Source organism: Nostoc favosum CHAB5714, assembly GCF_020829495.1.
In the GTDB taxonomy this organism is placed as follows: Bacteria; Cyanobacteriota; Cyanobacteriia; order Cyanobacteriales; family Nostocaceae; genus Nostoc; species Nostoc favosum.
The window spans coordinates 73,734-88,060 of record NZ_JAIVFQ010000018.1; the positions used below are offsets into that span (position 1 = coordinate 73,734).

General features: G+C 42.2%; 13 protein-coding genes and 2 pseudogenes. 8 read left to right on the forward strand and 7 right to left on the reverse strand.

All coding sequences use genetic code 11. The annotated features are described in order from the left end of the window. Positions 1-33 precede the first annotated feature (33 nt). Positions 34-126 (reverse strand): annotated as a pseudogene (locus LC586_RS41370) (hypothetical protein); the annotation flags it as partial. Positions 127-174: 48 nt separating this feature from the next. Between LC586_RS41370 and LC586_RS14840 the strand changes: the two are divergent. Then, positions 175-378: a RelB antitoxin-like protein gene (locus LC586_RS14840; protein ID WP_229485547.1), complete on the forward strand. Its 204-nt coding sequence runs from the start codon at positions 175-177 to the stop codon at positions 376-378. A gap of 893 nt (positions 379-1,271) precedes the next feature. On the opposite strand, the gene LC586_RS14845 is transcribed toward LC586_RS14840, so the two are convergent. Further along, on the reverse strand, positions 1,272-1,583 hold the full coding sequence (locus LC586_RS14845) for a threonine dehydratase (protein ID WP_229485548.1): 312 nt from the start codon (positions 1,581-1,583) through the stop codon (positions 1,272-1,274). A gap of 270 nt (positions 1,584-1,853) precedes the next feature. Here LC586_RS14845 and LC586_RS14850 point away from each other — a divergent pair, with 270 nt between their 5' ends. Then, positions 1,854-4,139: a glycoside hydrolase family 10-like protein gene (locus tag LC586_RS14850; protein WP_229485549.1), complete on the forward strand. Its 2,286-nt coding sequence runs from the start codon at positions 1,854-1,856 to the stop codon at positions 4,137-4,139. Between the two features lie 629 nt (positions 4,140-4,768). On the opposite strand, the gene LC586_RS14855 is transcribed toward LC586_RS14850, so the two are convergent. Together LC586_RS14855 and LC586_RS14860 are read right to left on the reverse strand one after the other, a co-directional pair. Then, positions 4,769-5,164, reverse strand: coding sequence for a hypothetical protein (locus LC586_RS14855; protein WP_229485550.1), 396 nt, complete (start codon positions 5,162-5,164; stop codon positions 4,769-4,771). Between the two features lie 84 nt (positions 5,165-5,248). Further along, on the reverse strand, positions 5,249-5,554 hold the full coding sequence (locus LC586_RS14860; protein WP_229485551.1) for a hypothetical protein: 306 nt from the start codon (positions 5,552-5,554) through the stop codon (positions 5,249-5,251). A 357-nt stretch (positions 5,555-5,911) separates the two neighbouring features. Between LC586_RS14860 and LC586_RS14865 the strand changes: the two genes are divergently transcribed. The 5 genes from LC586_RS14865 to LC586_RS14885 all read left to right on the forward strand — a co-directional run bounded on the left by LC586_RS14865 (position 5,912) and on the right by LC586_RS14885 (position 8,514). Further along, on the forward strand, positions 5,912-6,151 hold the full coding sequence (locus LC586_RS14865; protein ID WP_229485552.1) for a hypothetical protein: 240 nt from the start codon (positions 5,912-5,914) through the stop codon (positions 6,149-6,151). A gap of 31 nt (positions 6,152-6,182) precedes the next feature. After that, positions 6,183-6,476, forward strand: coding sequence for a DUF433 domain-containing protein (locus LC586_RS14870; protein ID WP_229485553.1), 294 nt, complete (start codon positions 6,183-6,185; stop codon positions 6,474-6,476). A gap of 37 nt (positions 6,477-6,513) precedes the next feature. Then, positions 6,514-6,741: an antitoxin gene (locus tag LC586_RS14875; RefSeq protein WP_229485554.1), complete on the forward strand. Its 228-nt coding sequence runs from the start codon at positions 6,514-6,516 to the stop codon at positions 6,739-6,741. Beyond that, positions 6,742-7,143 carry a type II toxin-antitoxin system tRNA(fMet)-specific endonuclease VapC gene (gene vapC / locus LC586_RS14880; RefSeq protein ID WP_229485555.1) on the forward strand — a complete coding sequence of 134 codons (402 nt, stop codon included), beginning with the start codon at positions 6,742-6,744 and terminating at the stop codon, positions 7,141-7,143. Positions 7,144-7,626: 483 nt separating this feature from the next. Continuing rightward, positions 7,627-8,514: a hypothetical protein gene (locus LC586_RS14885; RefSeq protein WP_229485556.1), complete on the forward strand. Its 888-nt coding sequence runs from the start codon at positions 7,627-7,629 to the stop codon at positions 8,512-8,514. 124 nt (positions 8,515-8,638) lie between these two features. Here the strand turns inward: LC586_RS14885 and LC586_RS14890 are convergent, their stop codons facing one another. The 3 genes from LC586_RS14890 to LC586_RS14900 all read right to left on the reverse strand — a co-directional run bounded on the left by LC586_RS14890 (position 8,639) and on the right by LC586_RS14900 (position 12,394). Beyond that, positions 8,639-10,567: an ABC-F family ATP-binding cassette domain-containing protein gene (locus tag LC586_RS14890; protein WP_229485557.1), complete on the reverse strand. Its 1,929-nt coding sequence runs from the start codon at positions 10,565-10,567 to the stop codon at positions 8,639-8,641. Positions 10,568-10,638: 71 nt separating this feature from the next. Continuing rightward, complete coding sequence (locus LC586_RS14895) at positions 10,639-11,055, reverse strand: DUF1824 family protein (RefSeq protein WP_229485558.1); 417 nt, start codon at positions 11,053-11,055, stop codon at positions 10,639-10,641. Between the two features lie 490 nt (positions 11,056-11,545). Beyond that, positions 11,546-12,394, reverse strand: a complete 849-nt coding sequence (locus tag LC586_RS14900) for a prohibitin family protein (protein ID WP_229485559.1) — start codon at positions 12,392-12,394, stop codon at positions 11,546-11,548. Positions 12,395-13,002: 608 nt separating this feature from the next. Here LC586_RS14900 and LC586_RS14905 point away from each other — a divergent pair. Further along, positions 13,003-14,013, forward strand: a pseudogene (locus LC586_RS14905) (phytoene desaturase family protein); the annotation flags it as partial. Positions 14,014-14,327: the final 314 nt, after the last annotated feature.

Here is a 14,327-nt window from a genome sequence, read left to right on the forward strand (position 1 = left end):
GGGTAAAGCTTGGTTGTAGTATTTGAGCGCTTCTTGCTTTTCCCCTAAATCGGAGTAGACTTTGCCAATGTTAAGAAGGGTGACGGCTTCCCAGCGTTTATCATCAACTTGTTGCCAAAGCTTCAGCGCTTCTTGCCATTTCCTAAGATATTAAACAATTACTTTGGTTCATATATGAAAGCTGAAGAATATCCGTTTGTTCAGGAGTTAATTACGGATAAACAAGGTCAAGTTCTCAAAGTAGTCCTAGAGTTTAAGGCATATCAGCGCTTATTAGATGCGATTGAAGACGAAGGACTTTACCCTGCAATGCAAGCAGTTAAGGGCGAAACACCTTTAAGGAGGAATGAGGCTCTTGAGGAACTTGAACAACTATGAATTGCGAGTATATGCCTAGTTTTATCAAAGACCTTAAGGCGTTGAAAAGTACCCCGGTGTTCGAGTCTGTTAAATCTCTTGTGTTTGATGAGATTCCTAGCTAAGTGGTTACGCAAAATTATTTATGTCATTGCGTTCGCTCTTAGCGTTCCCGTTGGCGCAGCCTAAGAAGAGAAGGGTACGAAGTGAAGCAATCCAAAGCCGCAAGCGAATTGCTTCTCTACGAGACGCTCCGCGAACGTTTCGCAACTCTTAGAGACGCACTCGCGTTCGCTCCACTCGCAATGACAAATGTATATTTAATTTTGCACAACTACTTATTCCAGTCTGGATGAAATAAGTAATCTCAAAAAGTCGCGTCTATGATCTAGAATTTTCATCAAACAACCTTAACCGAACCGTATTGAGAGTGGTATCAGAAGAGAAAGCCAATCATCGACGGCGATTAAAACACAATTAATAGCGTGAGGTGCGATCGCTCCCCGCTAAAATCACAATAAGTAAAAAAAGTCAAACAAAAATTATGTAGCTTGATCGCCGCAATGCTCAAGCGATAAGCAACAGAAAACTTAGGCTATTTTTTTCGATCTAAGAGCGATGTCTAGAACGGGCTACGCCTCAATACAGTTCAGTTAAACATTTCTTTCTTCTCTCGGTGTTCTCTGCGCCTCTGTGGTAGCCTGCGGCAAGCCCTCCGGCTTGGTGCAGTCGCTCATGGGGGAAACCCCCAAGACCGCGCTGCTTCACCGCTTTGCGTCTACGTTAAAAAAATTGACTTGTCTAATTGAGATGATCTTACCCTGACAAAGCGATGCCTACGGCAAGCAACTCTTGGAGACGCACTCGCGTTCGCTAACGCTGCACTAAGATCACCATTCAATTGATGGCTTTTGTTAATTCTTTTTCACATCACGAGCCATATTGAGAAAGTAGTCGTCAATTTTGGCATTAGAACGACGGCGGGTAGTGGCGGAAATTTTAGGAGTGTTATCCTGATTCGTTTCACTTGGCTCTTTTGCAGAAGCTTGTTTTATACCTTGCTGCTGATCAGATTCCAAGAAATAACCAGAGCTATTGAATCCAAACAGGTTGCCAAAAAAACCAAAGAAATTTCCGAAAAAATTAGAAACACTTTGGAATAAAACACCAAACAAGCCTTGAATCCGAATGAACAAGTTCCGAACAGTTTGAGTTAGACGAAACATAACAGCACCCTCTATGATTGCCTATTATCATTGTGACTTAATTTCAATAGGAGGAATGGTGCTATGCAAAAAATCTACCAGGCGTAGGCGTGAGAGCAGCGAGAATTTATTACAGGTTACATTTGAAACATTTATACTTGGCACCACTAACCCGATAATTGCGTCAACTTTCTTGCAGCTAAATTACTGTATCAGTTTTCCTGGTGCAGCAATTTAACGTTGATATGGAATGATATATAACCAATTAACCTCATTTAGTAAGCAGAAGTAATGACAACTCAGTTCTGGGAAAAAACCATAGAAATTAATGCTACTCTAACTAACTTACTATTTACACCTGTGCATAGAGGCTTACTCCTGTGTCGCAGCAAGCTACACAAAGCGTCTGGTATTGCCCCTAGTCGCCTCATTCATCAAGGTTGGTTGCTTTTAAGGAAGCGTCTGCTGCCATTATTATGTCTGATATCATTCGTTGCGGTATTACTACTCAACACTTTTGCCCCTACCATTGCCCAACTACCTCCTCAACCTCGTCAAGAAATTCGGGGGGTGTGGCTGAGTGGTAACGATTTTAGCGTTTTCCGAAATCGCTCAAAGGTGCTTGCAGCCATGAGCCAACTGCGGCAGTTAAACTTTAACACTGTTTATCCAGTAGTGTGGAACGATGGCTATACATATTACCCCAGCGCCATCATGCAAAAAAAGGGTATTCCCTTCTTCTTCAAGGGAACAGATGGACAAGATGTGATTGCAGACATAATCAGCCAAGCCCGCAGAGAAGGGTTACTAGCAATACCTTGGTTTGAATTTGGTTTCATGGTTCCCCTAAGTTCGGAACTTGCATCAGAGCATCCAGATTGGCTGACACAAAAGCCGGATGGGACTCAAACTTCAATTAGTGCTGCGGGTGAAGTAGCTTGGTTGAATCCGTTTCACCCGGAAGTGCAAAAGTTTATCACTGAACTCGTGATGGAAGTCATTACTCAATACGATGCTGATGGCGTTCAATTTGACGACCACATGAGTTTACCTGTAGATTTTGGTTACGATAAATACACAATTAGTCTATATACTCAAGAAACTGGCAATCCTCCCCCGCCCAATCCCCAAGCCCAAGCATGGATAAAATGGCGGGCAGATAAAATCACTGCATTCATGGTAAACCTTCACCAAACCGTGAAAGCTAGAAAACCGAATGCCATCTTCTCAGTTTCTCCTAATTATTATGATTTCGCCTACAAGCTGCAACTGCAAGACTGGCTCAACTGGGTACGGTTGGGTATTGTCGATGAGTTAGTCATGCAAGTATACCGTAATGATTTAGAAAGTTTTATCGCTCAAATTAACCGCCCAGAAATTTTAGAAACACAAAAAGTCATCCCAACTGGTATCGGTATTATGGCAGGATTGCGAAATCGCCCAGTTTCCATGCCACAAATTCAATCCCAGGTAGAAGCAGCGCAACAACGCGGTTTAGGTAGCGGCTTTTTCTACTACGAAAGCCTTTGGGATATCGCGCCTGAACCAGCAGCACAACGACAGTCAGCATTTGCGGCTCTTTTCCCAAATCCAGCGTTGCGCGACATCTCTCAAAATACACCCCGCAAGCCAACTTTTGATACCATATCCTTACCTTTATACACAAAACCTTCCCTCGGTCAACGGGTTCGCGGTTATTTTCTGGAAATGGCGATCGCAGGTGGTCAACCAAGACGTATCTTATTAGATACAGGTTCAGCAGGGCTGCGAGTTCCCAAAGAGTTTTTAGGTAATGCCCCTATCCGCAGAACCGGACAAAATATCAAGGAGGTATTAAGTGATGGTACTATCCTGGAGGGAGAATTAGTTTATACTAACATCCGGTTTGGTTTGCTTCCCGCCGCAGAACCCGTTCTGGTACAGATTGTTACTAGTCGCCAATGTACTGCCCAAAAGCCAAATTGTTCAGCAAAGAGTGGTGTGCCATTTTCTGGTATTATCGGTGTCAACTATTTTGAAAAGTCACTTCTCTATAATCCGTTAAGAAAATTACCAGGAAATCTGAGTAACGGATTTATCGTGATTGGAAATGGTGGTAGTAACAAGAATGGCAGTTTAATCCTCGGTTTGACTGCCAATAATCAAGCAGGTTTCAAAATGGCTGCTTGGAGTCAACAAAGCGAAATTAATGGTGTACCTGGTAATAGATGGGACTCTCGACTGAGCAAAGTTTGTTTAACTCTTGCTGGGAGTTCTGCTAAAAATTCTTGTAATGGCACAACGATCGCTGATACTGGAACTATTAATGGTTTGACTGAATTCAAGTCAGCTTCCACAGCAGGTAAACTTAAACCAGGAGTGTTACGTTCAGCAAATGCTCTAAAAATAGCAATTAATGGCATTTTTGATTATAGTGTGACACCAGGAACCCGCGACGGATTTAATCGCTGGAATTTGAGTATCTCACCGCAAGCAGAACTTCCTATATTTGTAAATACTGGCATCGCATTTTTTGATAAATACGATGTACTTTTTGACCAAGTTAATGGAAGACAGGGTTTTCGCAGTCGGCGGTAATATTATGTCCGCATAGATAGTTATGCTAACCACGATCATTACACCCCACCCCTTAATCCCCTCCCCGCTTGCGGGGAGGGGAGACAAAGCACAGCTTTGGCGGGGTGGGGTTCTTCGGGTTTAATAAGTAATCAAGCGGACATGATATAATATTATGTCCGCATAGATAGTTATGCTAACCACGATCATTACACCCCACCCCCAACCCCTCCCCGCAAGCGGGGAGGGGAGACAAAGCATAGCTTTGGCGGGGTGGGGTTCTTCGGGTTTAATAAGTAATCAAGCGGACATGATATAATATTATGTCCGCATAGATAGTTATGCTAACCACGATCATTACACCCCACCCCCAACCCCTCCCCGCAAGCGGGGAGGGGAGACAAAGCATAGCTTTGGCGGGGTGGGGTTCTTAGCGTTTAATAAGTAATCAAGCGGACATCATATAATATTATGTCCGCATAGATAGTTATGCTAACCACGATCATTACACCCCACCCCCAACCCCTCCCCGCAAGCGGGGAGGGGAGACAAAGCATAGCTTTGGCGGGGTGGGGTTCTTAGCGTTTAATAAGTAATCAAGCGGACATCATATAATATCATGTCCGCATAGATAGTTATGCTAACCACGATCATGCAGTTTTAGCATTCTCATCTGATGCTTGCTCTGCAACATTTTTCAAGCGGCTCGACCTGATTTTGCGGATGCGATCGCTATAGCGAACACCACCCGCCATCTCATATTCGCGGCTGTCTTTGCCGTATTTGATACCAACTACCATCAGCATCTTCTCAGAAAGCTGACTCAAGTTTTTTTCCATCTCTTCAATTTCAGTTTTAGAAGAATCAACCACAGACAGAGCGGTATTATAAACATCAATTTTGTTACGTAACTGATCGATTGACTCAATTAGTTTTTCCAGACTATAATTTTCATCAAATTTGATGTTTGGAACAATTGATTTAAGTCCAGCCGATCTTAACTGAGCTTTTTCTAAAATACGGGATGTGCGTTTTTTACGAGACATAAAATTACTCCTTTAAGATGCTTCTATAGCTAGCTTGCCTCAATTAAACTGCGTTCCGGTTCAGTAAAACTCGCATTTTTTTTACTAAAATTTTTGATTGATAACAGTAATTTTTCGTAACTTAATTACTAGATTTTGGTATTTATAAGCTCCCATAAGTCCTGTAGCTGCTCCCATAAGTTCTGTAGCTGCTCCCATAAATTCTGTAGCTGCTCCCATAAATTCTGTAGCTGCTCCCATAAATTCTGTAGCTGCTCCCATAAATTCTGTAGCTGCTCCCATAAGTTCTGTAGCTGCTCCCATAAGTTGTGTAGTTACTCCCGTAAGTTCTGTAGCGGCTCCCGTAAGTTCTGTAGCTGCTCCCGTAAGTTGGGGAGTACGTAGATGCAAAGCGGCTTGCTGATGGATATTGGTGCGTAGGCAAAGCTTTTGTTGGCGATGCCTACGGCGGTAAACTACGCAGATTGCACTAATTGTCAGTTATATCATGTCCGGCTAAATACTTGTCATTACGAACGCAGCGATAGCGGAGTGAAGTAATCGCAGAGTCAAAGGGAATTGCTTCGTTCCACTCCGTTCCACTCGCAATGACATATTGTAAGTGATTAAGCGGACATGATATTAGTGAAGTCTAGATGCATTTGTCCTGAAACACAACCCAAAGACTCTCGGCTTGACAAAAATATAACTGTTAAAATCAGCATAATAATGTCAAAATGCGAAAAAAACACACCCAGTAGCAGAAAAATGCCAGCCATTGTTAAACTACAACTCTCCTTAGAAACTTTAGCAGAAGCAATATCTTCCCTTGATTTAACAGAAAAACGTCAACTTCAAGAAGCTCTTGAGCAACAAATTTTTGAAGCCGAAGAAGCGTTGTACGATGACGATGCAGATACGCTGGCAGAAATTCAAGCAGTTCGCGCTGAGTATAGCGATGGTGAGTCAATTACTCTAAATGAATATCTTGCTAACTGGTCAAATTAGAGATAATGTAAAAAATTTCGGAGAACAAGTTTTGACAACTATTACCGATATTGGCACACTGATTAACTATAATCCTGAAATACACGGCGGTTGTCCGATTATTGCTGGTACAGGTGTGACAGTCCGACGCATAGCTATTTGGTATAAACAAGGTTACAGCGCAGAAGAGATTGCCGATCAAATTAGTCATCTGACTTTAGCGCAGGTTTATGCAGCTTTAGCTTATTATCATGCTAATTGCGACAAAGTTGATGCTGACATTGCAGCAGAAGAAGCAGAAGCTGACAGATTAGAGACACTGCATAAAACCCAAAAGCTCTCATGAGCCAAATTCGCAACAGCAACAGAAGAAAAGTAATATCATGAACACCGCCAAACTGATCACTGATGGGACTCATCAAGTTGTTATTTTGCCCGAAGATTTTCAACTCACTGGCACAGAAGTCTATATCAAAAAAATTGGTAACGCTATTGTTCTCATTGCCAAAGATAACCCCTGGCGATCGCTCATCGACAGTCTAGACAATTTCTCTGATGATTTCATGACTACTAGAGATCAGCCACTCATCGACACCAGAGAGATTTTGTAAATGCGATACCTGCTTGATACCAATATCTGCATTTACCTCATCAAGCAAAAACCTCAAAAAGTGCTGGATAAATTTCAAACCCTTAGCATTTCTGATGTGGGTATCTCCTCCATCACTGTTGCGGAACTCGAATATGGAATTGCTAAAAGCCAAGAGCAAGAGAAAAACCGCACCGCCCTGCTACAATTTTTGCTACCTTTAGAAATTGTTGAATTCAATCAAGCATCTGCGACAATTTACGGCAGCATTAGAAGCGATCTCGAAAGTAGAGGACTGATCATTGGTGCAATGGATATGCTCATAGCCGCTCATGCTCTAAGTTTAGGAGTTACCCTTGTTACCAATAATGTCCGAGAATTTTCTCGCATTCCTACGCTGTTATTAGAGAACTGGGTTGAGTAGCTGTATTATGGTTATTAGTAAATCTTAAGTAGGGGAGGCAGAATGATCGGCAGCTTCTGCCGTTCCCCAAAGGGGTTGCCAAAGGCATCATAACTTCCATTGCGTTAGGCTAAAAGACAAATATTTAACCCAATAATAACTTTATTATAACTGCTTTATTATCTAACTCCTTGCCCAAAGCCTGACCACACACAACACCCACCCAGACCAATCCACTAGAATCGTAGGTTTTTCCGTCAATCCCCCCTGGTTGGACTCAGCGAAAAGCTCGACTTTTGACGATATTGGTCAAGTGGATAAGGGCGATCGCTTGATTCTGACATAAAGATAAATCAAGGTCTTCAGAGAGTTAATGAGGACTTTACTTGTGTTCTTGGACACGAGTAAGAAAGAATCAAGAAATGAAATTATCGCGCCTTTCGTTCGCATAAAACTGCACTTTTAGGTATATGCTTAGTAACAGCATACTAGAATGATAAAACAGTGCTGAATAAATACCTTAAAGTACTTCTTTCATCTGCTTTGCTGCTTACTGTAGGAACTAGTTTCAGTGAAAACGTCAACGCTCAAGCTGTTGTTAACGATACTTTTACCGACGGTGGACTGACCAATGGTGCTGATCCGTTAGATATTTCCTGGTTTGGAATTTCATCAAATTTTTATCAAACAGTTTCAACTCCTTCTGGAATTCAATTAAGCGTAGTTGAAGAGCCTATTCTTGGAAGTGGAAAAGCTTTAAACCTTGACACTCCCTCTTTTACTACTAGCAATCCCGATTTTATTCCTCCTCACTTTGCCCTTGGAACTTTCGCTCCCGTTAGTTTAGGAAGTGATCCAGGTGATACGCTTTATTTGAGCTTTGATTTTCGTTTTACTACTAAACCTAGTACCTCCACAACCTCTAGTCAATATCCGAATTTTCGCGCAGGGGGTTTACGTTTTGGTCTATACAACTCTGCATCTACTCTTGTGACGACTAATATTTTGGCTTCACTTGTCGGCAGCGGCACTCCTGTGGAAGATGACGGTGGTTATTTTGTAGTAGTTGGTCTAGCTGGTACCAGCAATCTAGGAGTTTCTAGAGAAAACTTTAACAGTAGGGATAGTATTACTGGTGGTTTTGGAGGTCTTTCGTTAATATCAACTAGCTCTGTGCCAACCATTGACGACACAGTACGTCATACAGCAGTCCTCACTATCAGACGGTTAGATTCGCAAACAGTTCGGATAAGTGCATCAATTGATGGTTTCCTTGTAAGAGCTGTTGATTCTGGCCCTGGAATCATTACCTCTTTTGATGAAATTGTAGTCAGAAGTGGTTTTAGTGATCTCAACATAAATATCGACAACGTTGTACTCCAAGCCCTTTAACCCACGCATCGAAAACCCTATGTTCGATTAGGCGGTAATACGACTGGCAATGATTGGCTTTGTGTCGAGATGTTTGTAAAAGTATGTGGTGCGTTAGGCTCAACGCCGTAATGCATCCTACTAATCAAGACTCCATCTCTGCCAATTCTAACCACCGTTCAGTTGCCACATCGATCGCTTGCTTGAGCGATTCCACATGATCGTACAATTTCTGCACCTGGCTATAATTCCCCGGTGAGACATTCGCCAGTGTTTTCTCGGTTTCCGCTTTCTCACCCTCTAACTGGGCAATTTTACCTTCCAACTGCTCAAATTCTTTTTTCTCCCAATTGGATAATCTCCGCCGCTTTGTATTCTCTACATCCTTGGGTGAAGCCGCACCATTTTGGACTTCGGCATTTTTAGGCTTCTCCTTAGTATTCGCAGCTTGTTGCTGTGCCTCTTCAGCCTTCTTATAGTCTAGATAAATCGAGTAATTACCTGGATATTGTCGGAGATTACCGCCTGACTCAAAGGAAAATACTGTGTCGATGGTGCGATCAAGAAAGTAGCGATCGTGAGAAACTACAATTACACACCCGACAAAATCCTCTAAATAATCCTCTAGTACTGCCAATGTCTGAACATCTAAATCATTGGTCGGTTCATCTAAAATCAAGACATTGGGCGCACTCATCAAGACGCGCAACAGAAATAAACGGCGTTTTTCACCACCAGAAAGTTTATTAATTGGAGCATACTGTTGATTACCAGGAAACAAAAACCGCTCTAACATTTGAGAAGCAGTAATTTGAGTACCATCGGTAATTTTGATAAACTCTCCTTCTTCTTTAATGTAGTCAATCACGCGCTGATTTTCGTTTAAGGCTGTGAGCAATTCTTCAGAATGCTGGTCAAAATAACCGATGTGAATTGTAGTCCCAATTTCTGCAATACCTGAATCTGGCTTAATCTGACCAGTAATAATATCCATTAAAGTGGATTTCCCAGCACCATTCGCACCAATAATACCGATGCGGTCTTCAGGGCTAAATTCGTAGGTAAAATTATTAATTAGGGTACGTCCATTGTATGCTTTAGAAATGTTATCTAATTCAATAACTTTTTTGCCAATGCGACGACCAACTGTAGAAATATCAACTTTACCCTGAACTTGTTTAAATTCAGTATCTCGCAGAGCATGAGCGCGGTCAATTCTCGCTTTTTGCTTGGTACTTCTGGCTTTTGGCCCTTTTTTGAGCCATTCTAACTCGCGCCGCAACAAGCCTTGGTGTTTACGTTGACTACTTACAGCAGATTCTTCAGCTAAAGCTTTCTTTTCAAGGTAATATGAATAGTTACCTGTATAGGTGTAAATGTCGCCTCGGTCAATTTCAATGATCCGATTGGTAACACGATCTAGAAAGTAGCGATCGTGAGTGATGAGAAAAAGTGCGCCGCGATAGCGATTTAAATAACTTTGTAACCATTCTACAGAAAGAGCATCCAGATGGTTTGTCGGCTCATCCATGAGCAAAACATCTGGTTCTGCTAGCAACGCCGATGCTAAAGCAATACGCTTGCGATAGCCTCCAGACAAAGTGCCTATTTTGGCATCAAAGTCAGAAATTCCTAATTTAGTGAGGATGATTTTAGCATTAGTTTCTAATTCCCAAGCACCAGTTGTATCCATCCGTTGCATCACCACAGAAAGGCGAGACATCAGTTGGCTATCATCTGGATAGTGAGCCAATTTATCTGAGAGTTCTTCATACTCACGCACCAAAGCCATGTGTTCGCCACTGTCGGCAAAAACTTGCTCTAAAACTGTGTGATTCTCATCTAAATCTGGCAACTGGGGTAAGTAGATAATTCTAGAACCAGAGTTGACTAAAATCTGACCGCTATCAATCGATTCTAACCCAGCGATCATTTTTAATAGGGTTGATTTGCCAGAACCGTTAGTACCAATTAAGCCAACTTTATCGGTAGCATCGAGGCTAAAGCTAGCATCTTTTAAAATTTCTTTGATGCCAAAGTCTTTTTTTACTGATTGGAGTGTAATAATACTCATAAGATTTAGTAGTTTTTCATTGCTCGTTAGTTAGTAGGTAAGGCAAATACCTTACCTACATTCGCTGAATTCTATAGAAATAAATCCAAGGGTAGATGTCCATACATTTCGTTGATTCCGTCTTCGTGGTAAGACTGACAAGACACTAATACGCCACGATGATGTCCAGGATATGAATCAAGATAACACAAGCCATTTTTACCATTTAATTTGATATAAACTGGGCCTTCAGGTGTCAGTAAATTGTCTGGTGGTTCATAACCCAAAGCCAGAGAATAAGTCTTCATGGCAAGTATTCCTTCTTCTGCTGTATCAGCACAGATTCCTAAAATTTGATAATCAGCAAGTTTGGCGATCAAAATTAAGGCACTACGAATTACTGATTTTTCTGATGGCTTGAGGACAGGCGCAATGTCTAGACAGTTGAATTTATTCAGTAATTTTTTCGCTTCTTCGGCGGTGAGATTCTGAGGATTGGGGGTTGACATAAACTTGGATTATTGTCTTGTTGGTTTTTCTATGTTGAAGTTGGGACTAGTACCAATACCGTTCGGATAAGCAGGGGAGGCAGGGGAGGCAGGGGAGGCTCTTGAGGAAAGAAGGTTATTGTTCAGCAATTCTTCTCTCAAGAACAGCTTCTCTTCTCCCCCTGCTCAAGAACAGCCTGCCTCAACCAAAAAATTCCTTAACCGAACGTTATTGGGACTAGTACCGCAAGGCGTAATTCGTAATTCGTAATTCGTAATTCGTAATACTCGCCTCCGGCGAGAAGCAAGCTACGTAATTCGTAATTATGATTGCGTAAGGGTTCTAGACATTTGAAATAGGTGGTTTATTTCCACTGTGCTGTACTAGTGCCGCAAGGCGGAAGTCAAAAGTCAAAAAGCTTTAATTTTGGGCTTTATGGCTGTAATGAAATGGTAGGTTTATTTCCGCCGACCTGTCTAGCCCAACTTATCTAAATATTATTTACTCAAATTAAGGTTGATTTTGAACATTCCCAAGGTTGTATATGAAGGGGACGCCGCTTTTTGAGTCACCACCCATAACGAGGACTTTGGGCATCTGAGCGCCGCCGCTCCTCCAAGCTTCAATTGCTTCTTTTTGCAGAACTAACTGTCCTCCTTGGGCTTTGAGTGTCTCTGCTAAGAGTCTTTGAGCTTCTGCCCTACCTTTGGCTCGATTGACATCTGCTTGTGCTTCTTGTTCTGCTTCCCGTGCTACATAAACGGCTCTTTGCGCCCGCTGTTCAGCAATTTGTTTTTCTTCCACTGCTCTGGCAAATTCTGGTGAGAATGCTAAATCAACTACGCTAGTATCTAACACAATTATCCCATATTTGTCTAAGCGATCGCCTAGCGCTTGATCAAAGTCTTCTTTCAACTCACTTCTTTTGGTAATTGCTTCTTCTACTGTTCTTCTGGCGGCTGCAATTTTAAATGCTTCTTGGGTCTGGGGTGCAATGATTTTCGATACAATATTCTCTAAGGTTCCTTGTTTCCTTCTAACTTCAACTACCTTGATGGGATCGAGGCGAAAGTTAATCGCAAATCTCGCAGATAAATTTTGCAAATCTTTAGTAGAACTCTCTGCTGGCACTTCAAATTTTTGCACCGTTAAATCATACACATCTATCACTGAGATAAAAGGCGGTTTCACATGAATCCCTTCCAATAATGCCCCATCTCTCGCTTTACCCAAGATGCTGATCACTCCTGCTTGTCCTGGGTTAATAATGATAAAGGAATTTAGCCCCAAAATCACTAGTGTTGCTAACACAATTCCTAAAACTGTGCTTTGCCAATTTCCAAATTGCTGATTTTTCAAATTCCTCTCTCCAATATGAGTTAGTCATTGATCATTAGTCATTAGTCATTAGTCATGAAGAGTTATTATTTTTCTCCCTGCCTTTCTTGTCTAGCCCCAGTGCTGGGTAAGAAGTTTTACTTTAGCTTGAGTAAACTCAGTTACTAGTTTAAGCTTCTTATTAGTCTGTGTGAATCAAGCCTTTAATCTGAAGAACGCAGCACTGGCGGTTTAATGTCCATCATTTGTGATGATATTAACCAATTAGAGCGGTTTATGGATGGAGGAGCGAATGATATTATCTCAGAACTTTCACCAGTCCCTACAACCGCCTCAGAATGAATTCTGAGGCTGATAGCTAAAGTCTTCTAAAGAAGACTGAGTAAGGTTTGTAGTCCACTTGAGTGGACTTGCGCTATTAGCCTGAGAATTTATTCTCTGGCGGGATATGGGGCAATACGGTTCAGTTAAGCAAATTTATCTGTTAAGGCAGGCAGGGGGAGCAGGGGAGGCAGAGGAAGCAGGGGGAGAAAAAAAGCTTAACTGAACTGTATTGGGATATGGGGCAGGTGCAAGATATAACTTATCCAAGTTTCCCCAACTGTTTTAATTTATTGTTGCAAACAGATATGCAAGTTACAGATGTAGTTGTCATTGGTAGCGGTATTGGCGGTTTGAGTTGTGCTGCTGTTTTGGCACGGTATGGCTTTGATGTGATAGTCTGCGAAAGCCACTCCATTGCTGGAGGGGCTGCCCATGCTTTTGAGCGCAATGGTTTCAAATTTGACTCGGGCCCGTCCCTTTACTCTGGACTGTCTTACAGCCCCTCTGCCAACCCTCTGCGGCAAGTCTTAGATGCAATTGGTTCGGAATTACCATGCGTAACCTATGATACTTGGGGTTGTTGTGTACCAGAAGGCGATTTTGACACGTCAGTTGGTGCCAAGCAATTTTGTGAAGTGCTGATGAAATTCCGGGGACATGATGCTGTAGCCGAATGGCAAGAACTCCAGCGCGTTATGGAACCATTCGCTAGTGCAGCAACTTCCATACCACCGGCGGCATTACGCTTTGACTTTGGTGCAGCTAGAACTGTCGGCCCATTTATCCCATCTCTGACAAAACATCTGGCGAATATAATTAAGCTGACGGGCCCCTTCAGCCGGATTATGGATGGCGTTGTTAAAGATCCATTTACCCGAAATTGGCTTAATTTGCTGTGTTTCCTGCTTTCTGGATTGCCCGCAGATGGCACTAGCGCCGCAGAGGTAGGATTTATGTTTGCGGACTGGTATCGTCCAGATGCAATACTTGAATATCCCATTGGTGGTAGTGGTGCTTTAGTTGACACCCTTGTACAAGGATTGGAGCGTCACGGCGGGAAGCTGATTCTAGGCGCTCATGTGGAAGAAGTGCTTGTAGAAGGTAATCGTGCGGTGGGTGTGCGTCTGCGCGATCGCCAAGAAATTCGGGCGCGGCGGGCAGTAATTTCTAATGCATCGGTTTGGGACACACTGAAGTTACTACCAGAAAATGCAATACCGAAACAGTACCGGGCTAAACGACAAGCGACACCTGAGTGTGATAGCTTTATGCATCTACATCTAGGCATTGATGCTCAAGGATTACAGTCAAATCTGACGGATCAAAATTTATCAGTAATTTTTTCAATATTTTTATCTAAACTTCATATTTTGACTAAATTCAATAAGCAAAATCCGCAATTACTTACTCAAAAGAAGCTTTGACTTACTCAAAATAAGCTTTTGCTTTCTGATTTTGGTGTTTTCCGCAAGTAAAATCAGCTTTGACTTACTCAAACCCCAGTTTGCTTTCTGATTTTGGTGTTTTCCGCAAGTAAAATCAGCTTTGACTTACTCAAACCCCAGTTTGCTTTCTGATTTTGGTGTTTTCCGTAAGTAAAATCAGCTTTGACTTACTCAAACCCCAGTTT

Coding starts and splice junctions, on each gene's coding strand:
- LC586_RS14850 (WP_229485549.1), top strand. CDS start 1,854: ATGACAACTCAGTTCTGGGAAAAAACCATAGAAATTAATGCTACTCTA.
- LC586_RS14895 (WP_229485558.1), bottom strand. CDS start 11,055: ATGTCAACCCCCAATCCTCAGAATCTCACCGCCGAAGAAGCGAAAAAA.
- LC586_RS14840 (WP_229485547.1), top strand. CDS start 175: ATGAAAGCTGAAGAATATCCGTTTGTTCAGGAGTTAATTACGGATAAA.
- vapC (WP_229485555.1), top strand. CDS start 6,742: ATGCGATACCTGCTTGATACCAATATCTGCATTTACCTCATCAAGCAA.
- LC586_RS14875 (WP_229485554.1), top strand. CDS start 6,514: ATGAACACCGCCAAACTGATCACTGATGGGACTCATCAAGTTGTTATT.
- LC586_RS14855 (WP_229485550.1), bottom strand. CDS start 5,164: ATGTCTCGTAAAAAACGCACATCCCGTATTTTAGAAAAAGCTCAGTTA.
- LC586_RS14890 (WP_229485557.1), bottom strand. CDS start 10,567: ATGAGTATTATTACACTCCAATCAGTAAAAAAAGACTTTGGCATCAAA.
- LC586_RS14865 (WP_229485552.1), top strand. CDS start 5,912: ATGCCAGCCATTGTTAAACTACAACTCTCCTTAGAAACTTTAGCAGAA.
- LC586_RS14845 (WP_229485548.1), bottom strand. CDS start 1,583: ATGTTTCGTCTAACTCAAACTGTTCGGAACTTGTTCATTCGGATTCAA.